General features: G+C 40.2%; 14 protein-coding genes. 11 read left to right on the forward strand and 3 right to left on the reverse strand.

The genetic code is table 11. The annotated features are described in order from the left end of the window. Positions 1-290 precede the first annotated feature (290 nt). The 9 genes from GQR55_RS01595 to GQR55_RS01635 all read left to right on the forward strand — a co-directional run bounded on the left by GQR55_RS01595 (position 291) and on the right by GQR55_RS01635 (position 9,593). Positions 291-1,247, forward strand: coding sequence for a MoxR family ATPase (locus GQR55_RS01595; protein ID WP_024598407.1), 957 nt, complete (start codon positions 291-293; stop codon positions 1,245-1,247). A 3-nt stretch (positions 1,248-1,250) separates the two neighbouring features. After that, complete coding sequence (locus tag GQR55_RS01600) at positions 1,251-2,195, forward strand: DUF58 domain-containing protein (protein WP_166419193.1); 945 nt, start codon at positions 1,251-1,253, stop codon at positions 2,193-2,195. A gap of 2 nt (positions 2,196-2,197) precedes the next feature. Next, positions 2,198-2,632 (forward strand): DUF4381 domain-containing protein, encoded by a 435-nt coding sequence (locus GQR55_RS01605; protein ID WP_004335624.1) that lies wholly within the window; start codon positions 2,198-2,200, stop codon positions 2,630-2,632. Beyond that, positions 2,625-3,611 (forward strand): VWA domain-containing protein, encoded by a 987-nt coding sequence (locus tag GQR55_RS01610; RefSeq protein WP_166419194.1) that lies wholly within the window; start codon positions 2,625-2,627, stop codon positions 3,609-3,611. Before GQR55_RS01605 ends, GQR55_RS01610 begins: the two co-directional genes overlap by 8 nt. Next, positions 3,611-5,551, forward strand: coding sequence for a VWA domain-containing protein (locus tag GQR55_RS01615; RefSeq protein ID WP_166419195.1), 1,941 nt, complete (start codon positions 3,611-3,613; stop codon positions 5,549-5,551). The genes GQR55_RS01610 and GQR55_RS01615 overlap by 1 nt, the downstream gene beginning before the upstream one ends. Then, positions 5,545-7,203 carry a BatD family protein gene (locus GQR55_RS01620; protein WP_166419196.1) on the forward strand — a complete coding sequence of 553 codons (1,659 nt, stop codon included), beginning with the start codon at positions 5,545-5,547 and terminating at the stop codon, positions 7,201-7,203. The genes GQR55_RS01615 and GQR55_RS01620 overlap by 7 nt, the downstream gene beginning before the upstream one ends. 61 nt (positions 7,204-7,264) lie before the next feature. Continuing rightward, positions 7,265-7,822 carry a sigma-70 family RNA polymerase sigma factor gene (locus tag GQR55_RS01625; protein ID WP_032827217.1) on the forward strand — a complete coding sequence of 186 codons (558 nt, stop codon included), beginning with the start codon at positions 7,265-7,267 and terminating at the stop codon, positions 7,820-7,822. Further along, complete coding sequence (locus tag GQR55_RS01630; RefSeq protein WP_166419197.1) at positions 7,822-8,574, forward strand: DUF3379 family protein; 753 nt, start codon at positions 7,822-7,824, stop codon at positions 8,572-8,574. The genes GQR55_RS01625 and GQR55_RS01630 overlap by 1 nt, the downstream gene beginning before the upstream one ends. Before the next feature lie 161 nt (positions 8,575-8,735). Further along, positions 8,736-9,593 carry a Tim44-like domain-containing protein gene (locus GQR55_RS01635; RefSeq protein ID WP_166419198.1) on the forward strand — a complete coding sequence of 286 codons (858 nt, stop codon included), beginning with the start codon at positions 8,736-8,738 and terminating at the stop codon, positions 9,591-9,593. A 47-nt stretch (positions 9,594-9,640) separates the two neighbouring features. Here GQR55_RS01635 and ggt read toward each other — a convergent pair whose 3' ends face one another. Then, a complete protein-coding gene (gene ggt, locus GQR55_RS01640; protein WP_166419199.1) occupies positions 9,641-11,314 on the reverse strand; it encodes a gamma-glutamyltransferase in 1,674 nt (557 codons plus the stop codon). A gap of 92 nt (positions 11,315-11,406) precedes the next feature. Then, positions 11,407-11,949, reverse strand: a complete 543-nt coding sequence (locus GQR55_RS01645) for a GNAT family N-acetyltransferase (RefSeq protein WP_166419200.1) — start codon at positions 11,947-11,949, stop codon at positions 11,407-11,409. 51 nt (positions 11,950-12,000) lie between these two features. Between GQR55_RS01645 and GQR55_RS01650 the strand changes: the two genes are divergently transcribed. Then, a complete protein-coding gene (locus tag GQR55_RS01650) occupies positions 12,001-12,366 on the forward strand; it encodes a hypothetical protein (protein ID WP_008169794.1) in 366 nt (121 codons plus the stop codon). A 103-nt stretch (positions 12,367-12,469) separates the two neighbouring features. Here the strand turns inward: GQR55_RS01650 and fabB are convergent, their stop codons facing one another. Beyond that, positions 12,470-13,681 (reverse strand): beta-ketoacyl-ACP synthase I, encoded by a 1,212-nt coding sequence (gene fabB, locus GQR55_RS01655; RefSeq protein ID WP_166419201.1) that lies wholly within the window; start codon positions 13,679-13,681, stop codon positions 12,470-12,472. Positions 13,682-13,860: 179 nt separating this feature from the next. On the opposite strand from fabB, the gene mnmC reads away from it, so the two are divergent. After that, positions 13,861-15,870 (forward strand): bifunctional tRNA (5-methylaminomethyl-2-thiouridine)(34)-methyltransferase MnmD/FAD-dependent 5-carboxymethylaminomethyl-2-thiouridine(34) oxidoreductase MnmC, encoded by a 2,010-nt coding sequence (mnmC, locus tag GQR55_RS01660; protein WP_166419202.1) that lies wholly within the window; start codon positions 13,861-13,863, stop codon positions 15,868-15,870. Positions 15,871-15,909 lie beyond the last annotated feature (39 nt).

Genomic DNA, 15,909 nt, shown 5'->3' on the forward strand with positions numbered 1-15,909 from the left:
ACAGGTCTGACCTGTTTGTTTTCCTCGATTCTAAACAACCCGTGTGCTAAAGCCAATAGAAAAACACAAATTTATATAAACAGTGTTTAATTACGACTATCACAATAGGCTTTTTTAGACGCATTTACAAAGTTTTGTGGTACGCTAAAAATCGTTAAAAAATAACGAACTATTTTAAAAAATACAGTCTAACTCTTGAGTTACCCAATTATAAACCTTATAAATAGGTCTGTATTTATCACCTAACACTATTAGGTACAAACCCAGCTGACGAGGACAGTCCACTTATTATGGCAGCTAACGCATTTTCACAATTAAAAACGTACTTAGATACACAAATCATTGGCCAGCCAGAGCTTACACAAGCGCTACTTATTGCAATTTTAGCTGATGGTCATTTATTAGTAGAAGGGCCTCCGGGGCTTGCAAAAACACGTGCAGTTAATGCACTTGCAAAAGGTATTGAAGGCTCGTTTCAGCGCGTACAGTTTACGCCAGACTTATTACCGGCTGATGTTACAGGCACCGATATTTACCGCCAACAAACTAGCGAGTTTGTATTTGAAAAAGGCCCTCTTTTTCACAACCTAATTTTAGCCGATGAAATTAACCGCGCACCAGCCAAAGTACAATCAGCACTATTAGAAGCCATGGCAGAGCGCCAAGTGACCGTGGGTAAAAACACTTATCCGCTTAGCGAACTATTTTTAGTTATGGCAACACAAAACCCGCTAGAGCAAGAAGGGACTTACCCGTTACCAGAAGCCCAGCTGGATCGTTTTTTACTGCACCTAAGTATTGGTTACCCTGGCGCAGAGCATGAGCTTGATATACTGCGTTTAACACGCGGCGAAGCGCTTAACGAACAACAGCCGGTATTGCAAAAGATTAGTCAAAGCGATTTATTTGCTGCCCGAAAAGAAATACTAGGGCTTTATTTAGCAGAGCCGCTTGAGCAATACCTAGTACAACTTATTATTGCCACCCGTGAAGGCGCTAAATTAGATGCACAACTAGGTAGTTGGATTGAATTTGGTGCAAGCCCGCGTGCAACAATAGCACTTGATAAATGTGCTCGTGCTCATGCATGGCTTCAAGGCCGTGACTTTGTAGCACCTGATGACATTCAAGCAGTTGTACATAACGTACTGCGTCATCGCATTATTTTAAGTTACGAAGCCCAAGCCGATGGCATTACTAAAGATCAAGTAATAAGCCGTATAGTTGAACTTGTAGCCGTACCATAAGTTATGCAAAAACAATTAGATCCCCAAGCATGGCTCAAAGAGAGTCATAGCAACGGTGTTAATTTAGCACTTAAAGAGCTGATGTATTACAAAGCCAAAGCGCAATTGCTTGAGCTTGCCCCTAAGGTAAAAATAAAAAATACCTTAACAGGGCAATACCTTGCACCGCACAAAGGCCGAGGAATGGAATTTGCCGAAGTGCGACATTACCAGCAAGGTGACGACATTCGCTCTATTGATTGGCGAGTCACTGCGCGTACCGGCGAAACTCACACAAAGCTCTTTCAAGAAGAGAAAGAGCGCCCTGTGTTTGTGTTTACTGATTTTTCAAACTCGATGCTGTTTGGCTCAAAGTTACTGTTAAAGTCGGTTCAAGCAGCGCATATAAGCGCCCTTGTTGCATGGTCGGCGTGTCAGCGCGGCGATAGAATTGGCGGTATTGTGTTTAATCAGCACTCGCATTTGGAGCTAAAACCCAGTGCTCGCGAAAAAGCCGTCCTTAAGCTTTGTCATAATTTATGCGATAACCACCAGCAAGCGCTAAGCAACATTGATAAAGCAGCCACTAACAACTTTAGTGATAATCTAAAGCGCCTTAATCATTTAGCAAAACCTGGCAGCTTAGTATATTTAGTGTCTGATTTTAACGCTCTGGATGATGCCAGCTTTAAGCAACTCGAAATATTAAGCCGCCACTGCGAGCTTATTGGTTGCCATATAAGCGATCCGTTTGAGCATCAGTTACCTGCGTTTAAGCAAGCCGTTACCGTTAATGCAAATGGCCAAGACTTTGCCCTACCATTAATGGATAACAGCTTTAGAGAACGCTTTGCTAAAAATGCAGAACACGCATTTAGCACGCGCTTTAATCGCCTAACTAAATCGGGTCTTAACTTAATATCATTCAATGCAGCAACACCGCTTGAGCTGCAATTAGTGAGAAAATAACCATGCAAACCAATCCACTCGATGGCCTGCACGACATAATAGCGCCAAGCCAAGTTAATTGGTGGCCACTTGCCCCTGCTTGGTGGGTTATTATTGCACTGCTGTTTTTAGCACTGTGCGCAGCTATTTATATATTTTATAAAAAACATAAATTTAAAAAGCCTAAACGCTACGCAATACAATTGAGCCAAAGTGAGCAAAACCCTCAGCAACTGCATATTATTTTAAAACGTTTAGTGATTGAATATTACGACAAGCGCCTTGCTGCGCAATCAACCTCTAAATGGTGTACAACACTTAATACGCTTACTGGCTTAAGCTTTACAGAACAAGAAATACTAAGCTTGTATAACCCCAGCCAAAAAGATACAACCCTGTGCGAAAAATTTCGCCAAGGTATTAAACAATTTAAAATAAAGGAGTCAGTAAATGTTTGAATTTAGCTGGCCATGGTTATTTTTATTACTACCCTTACCTTTATTACTTTTACTATTAAAACCTGCTGCAAGTAATGCCAGTACGCGTTTACGTATACCCAGTTTTGCAAAGCACAATTTAACCAGCCAAAGTATTGAACCACACGCACAACGTTTAAATCCTTTCGAATGGATAATTTGGTTATTACTTGTTACTGCCGCTGCCAATCCAACATGGCTAGATGAGCCAATCTCATTGCCAAATGAGGGTCGCGATATAATGCTAGCTGTTGACTTATCAGGCTCAATGACCGAACAAGACATGGCTTACAACGGCCAATATGTTGACCGCCTTACCATGGTAAAAGCCGTACTCAGTGATTTTATAGAGCAGCGTCAAGGCGACAGGCTTGGGCTGATATTATTTGGCGACACCGCGTTCTTACAAACCCCGCTAACGCGCGACGTTAAAACAGTAAGTAAAATGCTCAGCGAAGCCCAAATTGGTCTAGTGGGACGCGCCACAGCTATTGGTGATGCATTGGGTCTTTCGGTAAAACGCTTTGCCAATAAAGATGAAAGTAACCGTATTGTGGTGCTATTAACCGACGGACAAAATACCGCTGGTAATTTAAACCCAGAAGATGCACTACTGCTAGCTCGCGAAGAAGGTATTAAAGTGTACACCATTGGTGTTGGCTCAGATAACCCACGTGGTTTTAGCCTCTTTAATATGGGCGGCTCTAGCGGCAGTAATTTAGATGAAAGCTTACTTAAAAAGATTGCCGAGCAAACTGGCGGATTATACTTTAGAGCCAAAGATGTAGCAGGCCTTCAACAAATTTACGCAGAGCTTGATAAGCTTGAACCTATTAGCGCTGATGAACAAACATTTCGCCCACAAAGCTCATTATTTTACTACCCATTACTTATCGCTATTTTACTTATTAGCTTAAAAGTAATGCTTAGTACACTGCGTGCATTAAAGGAGCCAAACTAATGGATTTTGAATTTATTCGCCCTGCTCTTTTATGGTTACTCATACCTGCTGTGGCATTATTTTTTATTGCCTTAATTAAGCATAAAAAAGCGACCAGTGAGCAGCTAATTGCACCACATTTAGCACAATTTATAATGAGCGAATCAAACACTAAAGCCAGCCAACCTCTTTGGCTTATTGCTTTGTTTTGCAGCCTTGGCATTTTATTTAGTGCAGGACCTAGTTTTGAGAAAAAACAAGTGCCCGTATTTCAAAGTAAAAGTGCCCGCGTAATTGTTATGGATATGTCGTACTCAATGTACAGCACCGATATTTTGCCAAATCGTTTAATGCAATCACGCTTTAAAGCGCTTGATATGATTGAGCTATTTAAAGAAGGTGATACCGCGCTTGTCGCTTACGCAGGCACGGCCTATGTAATTTCACCACTAACAAACGATGCCACAACACTCAGTAATTTAATTCCAAGCTTAAGCCCTGAAATAATGCCAGATAAAGGCTCAAACGTTTTAGCGGGTCTTGATATGGCCAAAGAGCTATTAACACAAGCGGGTTATATTGATGGCGACATTATTTTAGTGACCGACGGTATTGACCAACAAGAACAAAGCGACGTGAGTAGCTTTACCAGTAATACCCAATATAGATTAAATATATATGGCGTAGGTACAGCTCAAGGCGCACCAATAAAATTACCTGAAGGTGGATTTTTGAAAGACAGATACGGCCAAATTGTAGTACCTACACTTAATGCCAGTCAGCTTAAAAATTTAGCATCAAGCAGCGGCGGTAAATTTGCGAGCTATCAGCCTAGTAATAACGACATAAATACATTTGCTCCAAGCGCGCAAAGCGAATTGTTAAAAGACGAAAAACAAAGCCATGCACTTTGGCGAATAGATGCCGGTATATACGGACTGTTACTGTTATTGCCATTTGGCTTGTATTTATTTAGACGCGCTGCCTTGCTGGGGGCTTTTTTAGCCTTTAGCTTTTTACCGCAGCAAAATGCGTATGCCGTAGAACTCCCTACTCTTTTGCAAAATGCAGATCAACGTGCATTAGAGGCTTACAATAATAAAGAATACGATGCTGCAACACAGGCTCAATCAAGTGAGTTAAAAGGCGCTGCGCTTTACCAGCAAGGTAGTTTTGATGCTGCACTTAATGAGTTTAGTAGTGATAAGTCGGCTACCGGTTTATACAACTACGGTAATGCCCTTGCCAAAGCTGGCAAGCTTGAGGACGCAATTGAAGCCTACAAACAAGCCCAAACCTTACAAGACGACTTTACGCAAGCAGCTGACAACCAAGCTTTAGTTGAACAATTACTAAATCAACAAGAGCAACAAAACCAGCAAGATCAGCAAAGCGACGGCGACGACTCTCAAGACCAAGATGATAGTCAGAAAAAAGATGAGCAAAACCAAGAGCAAAATTCTGATGAGTCAAAACAGGATCAGCAACAAAATGGTGATAAAAGCGATTCTGAAAAAGGCGAAAACGAAAGTCAAAGCCCCAGCGATGAAAAATCTGATAAAGAATCAGATAAAGAGTCTGAACAATCAAAAGATCAACAAGGTGAGCCTGGCGAGCAATCAGACAAGCAAAATGAACCTGATATGCAAGCTCAGCCACAAAGTGAGCAAGGGCAAAATAAAGACGCTGACCAACCTAAAGACGAGCAGCAACAAAGTAAGCCACAAGCAATGAGCGAGCAACCTGCTAGTGATGAGCAAAAACAAAATGCTCAGCAACAAGCTATGCAAGCCCAAGCAAGTGAGCTCACTAATGAAGAGAAAGAAAAAGCTCAACAACTTAATCAACTACTTAGAAAAGTTCCGGATGACCCGGCTATTTTATTACGGAATAAAATGCAATTAGAAGCCCAAAAAAGACAATATAAACGTCGCCCTACAGGAGTCGAAAAATCATGGTAATGCGATTATTTTGCTGTTTATTGCTATTAAGTGCGATGCCTTCGTGGGCTGCCACCAAATTAGAAGCCAGCGTAGATAAAAACCCTGTTTTAGCGGGTGAATTTTTTATGCTTAATATATCCGTAGACGATACAGTTAAAGGCGAGCAACCAGACACCTCATCGCTGTTAAAAGACTTTGTTGTAGGCCCAACAAGCTTAAGCTCTCGTACCAACATTATTAATGGCAGCATTAATAAGCAAACTACGTGGTCGGTTAAATTAATGACCCGTGCTGAGGGCGAATACACGATTCCGGCATTTAGCGTTGCAGGGTTAACCTCACAGCCTATTAAATTAAAAGTAGCAAAACGCTCTGTTGATGCAGATAAAAATAACGAAATATTTTTAAAAACGTCACTATCGAGTAATTCATTATTTGTGCAAGAAGCCGGCGTTTATACTATTAAGCTTTATCTTGCAAAAGAACTGCTTGATGGCAGTTTAAGCACACCAAGTATGGAAGACGCTCAGCTTACGCAATTGGGTAAGCAAACAGAAGGTTATGAGCTTGTTGATGGTAAACGCTATCTTGTTATTACTCGCGAATATTTAATTCAGCCACAAAAAAGTGGTGCGTACACTATTGCAGGCCCTGCTTTTCAAGGACGAGTACAACAAAATTACCGCCAATTGGAGGTATCTGCTCTTGGCGACGATCAGCAAGTAGAAATTAAACCCATTCCAAGTGATTATAAAGGTGCATGGTTACCGAGCGAGCTGGTTAGTCTTGATGAAGAATGGCAACCTAACGATAACACCGTAGAAGTAGGTACGCCTATAACACGTACTATTACACTTACCGCGCTTGGGGTTACCAAAGAGCAACTGCCTGAAATTACAATGCCTACTATTGATGGCATACGCAGCTACCCTGATAAAAAAGAAAATAACAATGCAGTACGTGACGGGCGCGTTGTATCGCAGCAAACCGCATCGTATGCATTACTGCCGCAAAAACCAGGTACTTACACTTTACCTGAAATACAGCTGCCTTGGTTTAATACTAAAATGAACCGTATTAGCGTAGCTACATTACCAAAGCGCACTATAACGGTAACGCCTAGTAGCACTGCGCCTAATACAGCGGTGGCAAATCCGCAGCCAAATATAAATAATTCATCTCCTATTGAAAATATATCGAATGAAAATTTAGGCACGCAAAGCATTGAAATTAAAAGAGGTACTTCTCTTTGGTTAATTGTAGTTGCCGTTTTAGGATATATTTTATGGATTGGTACTGTAATTTTTTATCTAGTTACCCGTTCTTCTAAAAATACGACTGAAAAAGTACAGATCAATAGTGGGCGTATTGTTCAGCCAAACTTAAATGAGCTTAAAGCGCTCGCTAAAACGAACGATGTGAAAGCTTTTTACAATGCACTAAATAGCTTTGCTATAAAAGTTACCCACAAAAATGTGGGCGCTATTGATGAGCTTTGTAGCCGCATAAATAGTAGTGAGCTAAATGGTTTTATTAACCAATTACAGGCGCAACTTTATAGCAATAAAGACGCAAACACGGATCTTAATGCTATTATTAAAATTATTGAGAATTATCAAACTCAAGCATTAAAGTCGCAACAAGCTGTATTAAAAGATCTTTATGATTAATAACGACTATAAACAGGTCTTTTTTTGCAATAGATAATAATTTTAAATTAAAAAAGTGCTTATGCTTGGAAAGAAAAAATCAAACAATCAGGTCTTAATCGATATGGCAGAGAAACAAAAGCGTTATGAAGCCTTGGTCCACGTTTACAATAAAGAGCTTTATCGCTTTGCTTATTGGTTATGCCGTGATCCGCACATAGCAGATGATTTAGTTCAAGAGACGTTTTTACGCGCTTGGCGTTCACTCGACTCTTTACTTGATCAAAAAGCAGCTAAACCCTGGCTGCTAACTATATTACGAAGAGAAAACGCACGCAGATTTGAGCGTAAACAGTTTGATTACAGTGATGTAGAAAACGATACGCTTGTTGATGAAACCAGCCATTCATTAGATGATGAAATGGAGCAAACGGTTATTCAACGCCAGATTGCACTGCTATCTGATGAATACCGAGAGCCATTATTACTACAAGTTGTAATGGGCTGCTCTGGTGAAGAGATTGCAGGCATACTTAATTTAAATAAAAACACGGTAATGACTCGTTTATACCGTGCCCGAAATCAACTTAAAGAGGCTTTAAGCCGTGATGATGAACAACTTAAAGGGGCATCAAAATAATGGATGAACTTGAGTTTCGTCGCCGCACTATTGCGCAGCCAAACGACATTGACAAGGAGCTCATGGAGTTTGCTAACAGTAACCCAGAGCGACAAAGTTTTATTAACGATATGAAAGATTTTGATAAGTATATTCAAGATGCTTTAGACATACCTGTGCCAGAAAATCTTGCAAACCGTATTCTTTTAAACACATCATTAAAAGAAAAAGCGCTACAAGAAGAGCAAACAACAGGAAAAAATGTAGTTGATGCCCGATCGCGTTTTAAGTTTGACCGCGTGCATCTTGCATTAGCAGCATCTTTTGTAGTGGCTATTAGTGCCTTCTTTTTTAGTACAGAGCAAAATATTGCGCACGAAGCAGGTGAACATGCACTAGCCCATGTGTACTACGAAATTAATGCCCTTGATAAAAAAGAGCCTATTAGCCTACAAAGCGTTAACGACAAGCTTGCAGTTTTAGGAGGTCATCTTGATGAACTTCCAGGTGCCGTAACGTACGCTATGTTTTGCGATTTTGAAGGCGAAAAAGGGCTGCACTTAATATTTGAGTCTGACTTTGGCCCAATGACTGTATTTATAGTGCCATCTGAAAATAAATCATTTGGTTTTGGTGATGATAACTTCCGCGATGACCGCTTTGAAGGTCATATTAATCGTGGTCCACAAGCAGATACTATTTTAGTGGCAAGTGTTGGCGCACCTCTAAATACTTATAACGAACGCGTTACAGGCGCTATTCGTTGGTTATAATTTTTACGTAATTAAAAAACCGCTTAATATTTATTAAGCGGTTTTTTTGTGTCTATTAAATAGATTAAATTACACTCAAACCATCTGATTTTAAAAGTAATTATTTATATCTCCCCTTAAAGTAAATTATAATCGCGGCTCGATTAAAATTAAGGGTTTTCATGAAGAACATCATCGTTATTTTTTCATTATTGGCATTATTATGTACTGCCAGTTTTGATGCACACGCACGTAAAAAGTTTGGCAGCAGCAAACGTGGACAAACACCTGCAACACAACAAACCACACAAAATAAACAATCAGATGTGCCTGCATCAACAGCACCTAAAGCTAAATCAAATAAAAAAGGGATTATGACTGGCGTTTTGGGTGGTCTTTTAGCTGGTGGCTTAATTGCAGCAATGCTAGGCGACGATTTTGAAGGTTTTCAGCTATTGGAAATGATTTTATTAGCTGGCGGACTCTTTATTTTATTTAAGCTAGTAACCGGTTTTTTACGTGCTAATCGTGCTCCACAACTTGCAAATGCCAGTGCAGGTACAAGTACTCAACAAAATGCTTTTAAACAAACACCGATTGAGCAGCCAATGAGTACAGGCTTTGCAAGCAATGCACCGCAAGGTGAAAGTGTGCCATTTAATTTACCACCTAACTTTGACGTTAATGGCTTTTTGCAAGGTGCCCGTAGTCATTACCATACGCTACAAACTGCATGGAATAATGCCGATTACACCACAATGGCTGAATACTTGAGCTCTGAACTTGTTGCCGAATTTAAAGCTGAGCGTGAAGCAATACAAAGCGTAGACACTGAAGTAATGTTTATTGATGCCGAACTTGTGCGTGCAGATACAAATGCGCAATCGTGGCAGGTTAGTGTTCGCTTTAAAGGTAAATACCGTGATTTAAGCGATAAAAAAGAAGAGCCTATTTTAGAAATTTGGCACTTAGAACGCCTAATTTCAGATGATGCTCCATGGCTAATAGTGGGTGTTGAAGATTTAATTGATACGCAATAAGCGTTAACGTTTAAAACACCGCGCTTTTTAGCGCGGTGTTTTTTTATTTAAAAAACAATTGATTTACCGCGCCCTGATGCTTCAGAAGCAGCATCTAATTTACCCTCTTTATTAATAATAACGTGTAAGTCACCAAAGTGTCTCTCGTCTATGGTGTAACCCATTTTTGTAAGCTCTGCTTTTACGCTATCGGTTAAACCTTTATGGGATCTAATTATATTTTTAGGCCATAGTTGGTGATGAAAACGAGGACTATTTACAACCTGCTCTGCACTCATATCAAACTCTATCGCATTTAAGATAGATTCGTACACAGAGCTAATAATGGTTGTGCCACCAGGCGAACCTGTCACCATTTTAACGGTGTTGTCTTTAAGTAGTATTGTAGGCGTCATAGAACTCAACATACGCTTGTGTGGCTGTATTTCATTAGCTTTACCGCCTATTGCACCAAACACATTCATAACGCCTGGTTTGGCGCTAAAGTCGTCCATTTCATCATTTAAAATAAACCCTGCACCTTCAACAACTACACCGCTACCAAACCCTAAGTTTATTGTGGTGGTATTTGCGACAGCGTTACCCATTTTATCAACGATTGAAAAGTGCGTAGTTTGCTCACTTTCTTTAAGGCCCGGTTTAATATTTTCGGTAGTCGAGATAGCGGTTAACGAAATGCCATTACTGCGCTCTTTGAGGTAGTTAATATTAGTTAACGCGTTTACTGGTACATCAAAAAAATCAGGATCGCCTAAATACTCTGCTCTATCTGCAAATACACGTTTACCTATTTCAGAAAGTAAGTGCACATACTGAGTCGAGTTATGCGCTAAGCCTGCATTTGGTTTTTGTAACTCATACATTTTGAGCCACTGTAAAATAGCAATACCACCTGAACTCGGCGGTGGCGAAGTAAGTACTTCATAACCATTCCAACTTGCTTTAATGGGTGTACGTGATTTAGCGGTATAATTTTTTAAATCATCTTGATTAATAATACCACCATGCAGGTGCATAAATTTAGCAATAATATTTGCAGTCTCGCCTTTATAAAATCCATCTTGGCCGTTATCACGAATACGCTTTAGCGTTGCCGCTAGCTCGGGTTGCTTAAAGACTTTATTGGCTTTTACATCAGCAAAATATTTTTCGAAGTTTACATTTATTTTTTGCTCTTTTAGATGGGCTATATAATGGCTAACACCTTTTGCTAACTTAGGCGGAACTACAAACCCTTGCTCAGCCAACGTTACAGCAGGCTGTACTAGTGTTTCCCACTTTAAAGTGCCATGCTTTTGATGTGCAAGCCACATACCCGCTACACTGCCAGGTACACCGCTTGCGTGAATGCCGTATATTGATTTGTTTGCAATAACATTACCTTGCTCATCTAAATACATATCACGATGAGCCGCTGTTGGCGCTGTTTCGCGATAATCTATAAAATCGCCTTTGCCATCTTTTTGAATAAGCATAAATCCCCCGCCGCCAATATTTCCGGCTTCAGGAAGCGTCACTGCAAGTACAAATTGTGCCGTAATAGCTGCATCAACAGCATTACCGCCTTGCTCTAATATACTTTTAGCAGCATCGGCACTGAACGAGTCTGGCATTGCGACCGCGCTTTGCGCTAAAGGCTGCGCCAAAACACTAAAAGTAGTGAACTGTAAAACCAGTACACTTTTGACGATTAATTTACGTGGTGAAAAAAACAATCCCATACAACATCCTTAATTTATTATTTTTGTTGCCCATATTAATGCACGTCACTTAAGGACAGGTCAATCTTTATGCTGTTGATATTTAATCATCTTCAAACGTTTTTTGAATAAAGTACCGCGGGTAAGTCGCCTTGCTCATCTGTATGTATATAATTTTTTATAAATTGCAGGCCTAACTTTTTCATTATTGTTATAGAGGCCGTATTATCTTTTAGTGCAGTTGCGCTTATCGCCTTAACGTCATCTTGCTTAATGAGTTCATCACATAATGCTATAGCCGCCTCGGTTGCATAACCATGCCCCCAACTCGCTTGTTTAAAGCGCCAACCTATTTCAATATCGCTGTAATTTGGTGCATCACTAAAGAAATTCATAGGTCTTATTAATACCCAGCCAATAAATGTATTGGTTTGCTTTAGAGTGATACTCCACAGCCCCCAGCCTTTTAGCTCATTTCGATATGCGAGCATACGAGGCACTCCCTCATTTTTTATTTGTTCTAAAGAGGTAGGTACACCTCGCGTTAAATACTGCATTACGGCGGGGTCTTGGTCGAGTTCAAATAATTGAGGCCAATCGTGCTCATTCATTAATTTAAAATTTAATCGTTTTGTTACGGGGGCGTTCATTTTCATTGTTGTATAGTCTGCCTCGAATTAATTATCAGTCTCTAAAGGAGATAGCACATGAATAAATTAGCAGGTTTAGCTTTATTAGGCACTTTAATTACATTAACTGGTTGTGAAGATGCCAACGAAGTAAAAGAAGATGCAAAAGATAAAAGCGCACAAATGCAAGAAAAGCTTGGTGATGCATGGAACGACGTTAAAGAGACAACTAACGATCTTAAAAATGATGAGTCTTTAAACGAGCTATTAGAGCAAAGTAAAACAATGGGCTTAGACATGTACGACGACGGCAAAGAGATTGCGGTTGATGCATGGATTAAAAGCAAAGAAGCTGCTGGCGAGTTAACTGAAAAAACTAAGCAGAAAGCGCAAGAAATTGCTGACGAAATTGAGCAAGCGCGTAAAGAACATAACGAAGGTTAATTTAACTTTCGATAATAAAAAAGGAAAGCCTCGGCTTTCCTTTTTTGTTTTAAGCAGTTTAGCCCTGACATGTGTTTACATATTTAGGGCTTATAAGCTCAAATTAACCTTTGTACTTACTCATAACTAAAGTCGCGTTTGTGCCACCAAAGCCAAAGCTATTAGACATTACAGTATTTAACTCAACATCACGACGTTCAGTAATAATATCTAAACCTGCCGCTTGCTCATCTAGCTCATCAATATTAATTGAAGGCGCTACAAAGCTGTGCTCTAGCATTAATAATGAAAAGATAGCTTCGTGAACACCTGCAGCACCGAGAGCATGACCCGTCATTGCTTTAGTTGCGCTGATCATTGGTGACTTACCACCAAACACTTCTTGAATCGCACCAAGCTCTTTAACGTCGCCTACAGGTGTAGATGTACCATGCGTGTTTAGGTAATCAATGCTGTCTACATCTTGCATAGCTTGGCGCATACAACGTGCTGCACCTTCGCCAGATGGAGCAACCATGTCGTAGCCATCTGATGTTGCACCGTAGCCAACAATTTCAGCGTAAATGTGCGCGCCACGTGCAAGTGCATGTTCAAGTTCTTCAACTACAACAATACCGCCGCCGCCAGAGATAACAAAACCATCGCGGTTTGCATCGTATGTACGAGACGCTTTTTCTGGTGTTTCGTTGTACTTAGTAGAAAGTGCGCCCATAGCGTCAAATTCCATTGCCAATGTCCAGTGTAGTTCTTCACCGCCACCAGCAAAAACAACATCTTGCTTACCTAATTGAATTTGTTCTACTGCATTACCAATACAATGCGCAGATGTTGCACATGCAGAGCTAATCGAGTAGTTAACACCTTTAATTTTAAAGGGTGTTGCTAAACAAGCAGATGTAGTGCTCGCCATAGTACGTGGAACCATATAAGGCCCTACGCGTTTTACGCCTTTTTCACGTAAAATATCAGCTGCTTCTACTTGCCACTTAGACGAACCACCGCCAGAGCCAACAATAATACCCGTGCGCTCATTTGATACTTGGTCGTCAGTCAAACCTGAGTCTTCAATTGCTTGAGTCATAGAAATATAAGAGTAAGCAGCAGCATCACCCATAAAGCGCATTGCTTTACGGTCAACATGTGCTTTAACGTCAATATCAATTTTACCCGATACGTTACTACGTAACTTATAATCGGCAAATTCTTGGTTAAAAGCGATACCGCTTTTGCCCGTTTTTAACGATTCTAATACTTCTTCTTTGTTGTTACCGATACTTGATACAACACCGATACCTGTAATTACAGCTCTTCTCATGGGTAATTCCCTTAGCTTAATACTTAATTGCATTCTATTTTACGCGAATTTAATCACCTAAGTGGTCAGCTTTCTAGCGTACACTTGTACTCTGAACTGCTAGCATATAAATAACGCCAGACTATTTCAAAGAAAACCCGTAAAATAATTAAAAAATATATCCATAAATTTAAAAAATCATGATTAAAAACGCACATAGTCACTTTAATAATTTAGGTAAACCTTTGACTAATGACTCCGGTGATATTTATTTTTCTAATGTCGATGGCTTAGCTCAATCGCATTATGTGTTCTATGAGCAAAATAATATAGATGCACGATTACAAAATCATGACCAAGCACATTTTGTTATTGCCGAGACCGGCTTTGGCACAGGTTTAAACTTTTTAAATACATGGCAACGCTTTACTGACCACCTTAAGCGGATGCAAGTTCAAAATGAATGTGAAAAAAGTGTAAAACGCTTACACTTTATTTCGTTTGAAAAACACCCTTTAACCGTGAACGACTTAAAACAAGCATTAACCGCTTGGCCTACTTTAAGTCATTTAAGCGAGCAATTAGCAGCAAACTACCCTATTAACTTAGAGGGGTGCCACCGGCTCGAATTTAATAATGGCACTGTTGTTCTCGATTTATATTTTGGGGATGCTTTAGAATCCATACAGGCAATGAGCTACCCGCAAACAGGAATTGTTGATGCCTGGTATTTAAATGGGCTTGAGCCAAGTAAAAATCCTGATATGTGGCAGCAAAGTTTATTTAACTCCATGGCTGATATAACAAGAGCTAATGCAACCTTATCGACTTTTACTGCCGCTGACTTTGTTCAACGAGGATTAATAGAAGCTGGCTTTAGTGCTGAAAAAGCCAAAAATTTTAATCAAAAAGAAAATATGCTTATTGGCCAACTTAAACAGACTAATAACGCTCAATCAACCCCCGCTTATTTCAATCAAGATAGCAGCGCATTAAAAAACGTAGCTGTAATAGGTGGCGGTATTGCCAGTAGCTGTATTTTATATAGCTTGGCAAAACGTGGCATAACAAGCCAATTATTCTGCCAAGATGAAAAGCCCGCTATGGGTGCATCGCATAATGTGCAAGGCGCTATTTACCCTCACCTACAAGCTAAAAACTCGCCGCACAGCGAATTGTTTGCACATAGTTTTTTATACGCCAAACGCCTATATAACAATTTACTTAGCAGCGGTTTTAATTTTGATTACGATTGGTGCGGCGTATTACAACACGCAGTAAAAAAACCTCTCGCTGATAAGCACGAAAACTTAGCACAAAAGCAACTGTGGCCAACCCAGCTAATGCGTAACGTAACCGCAGAGCAAGGCGATGAAATAGCCGGCGTAACGACAGGTTATTCAGGCGTGTTTTTTGAACAAGGCGGCTGGGTTAACCCGCCACAATTAGTAAACGCTATGCTAAGCGCTGCAAATAGCATAAGCCCATTTAAAAGCCTATTTAACTGCAATATAAAGCAGCTTAAAAAAACTGATAGCGGTTGGTTTTTATTAACGAATAATGAGCTGTTAGGCCCTTTTAGCGATGTAATTATTTGTGCAGGCGAGCACAGCGATGCATTTGAGCAAACAAAAGCGCTGCCAATAGTAGGCGTTCGCGGTCAGGTTTCACATATTGAGGCAAGTGAGCAATCACGCAAACTTAAAACAGTGCTATGCCATAAAGGGTATTTTACACCGGCTTATTTAGATCATCACTGTATGGGTGCCACATTTGAAAAAAACACTAAAAGCCGCCAGGTTACAGCGCTCGACAACCAATTAAACCAAGAGCAACTACTTAGCTTTTATCAGCAAAGTGAATTTGCCTCCACTCTTGGCAATATAACCTCGGCAAAAGCGGCTGTTCGCTGCACATTTATAGATCACCTACCAATGGCAGGGCAATGGTGCGAGCAAAGTGATTACACTATGGCTTTTGCTAATCTACGTTTAGGTAAACGCTATCGGTACGAGCAACTTAATAAACCACAACAAGGCCTGCATATCTTTACCGGTTTTGGTGCTCGCGCGTTGTGTAGCGCACCGCTAAGTGCAGACCACCTCGTAAGTTGTTTAAATAACGAACCCCGCCCATTAAGCGAACGTGTAAGCCAAGCGATTCATCCTGCACGATTTATAGTGCGAGACTTAATTCGTAATAAAATTTAAATGACATTGGTGCTTATTCAGGTAAAATAAGTACCAATA

Origin of the sequence: Pseudoalteromonas sp. Z1A8 (assembly GCF_011378855.1) — a bacterium.
In the GTDB taxonomy this organism is placed as follows: Bacteria; Pseudomonadota; Gammaproteobacteria; order Enterobacterales; family Alteromonadaceae; genus Pseudoalteromonas.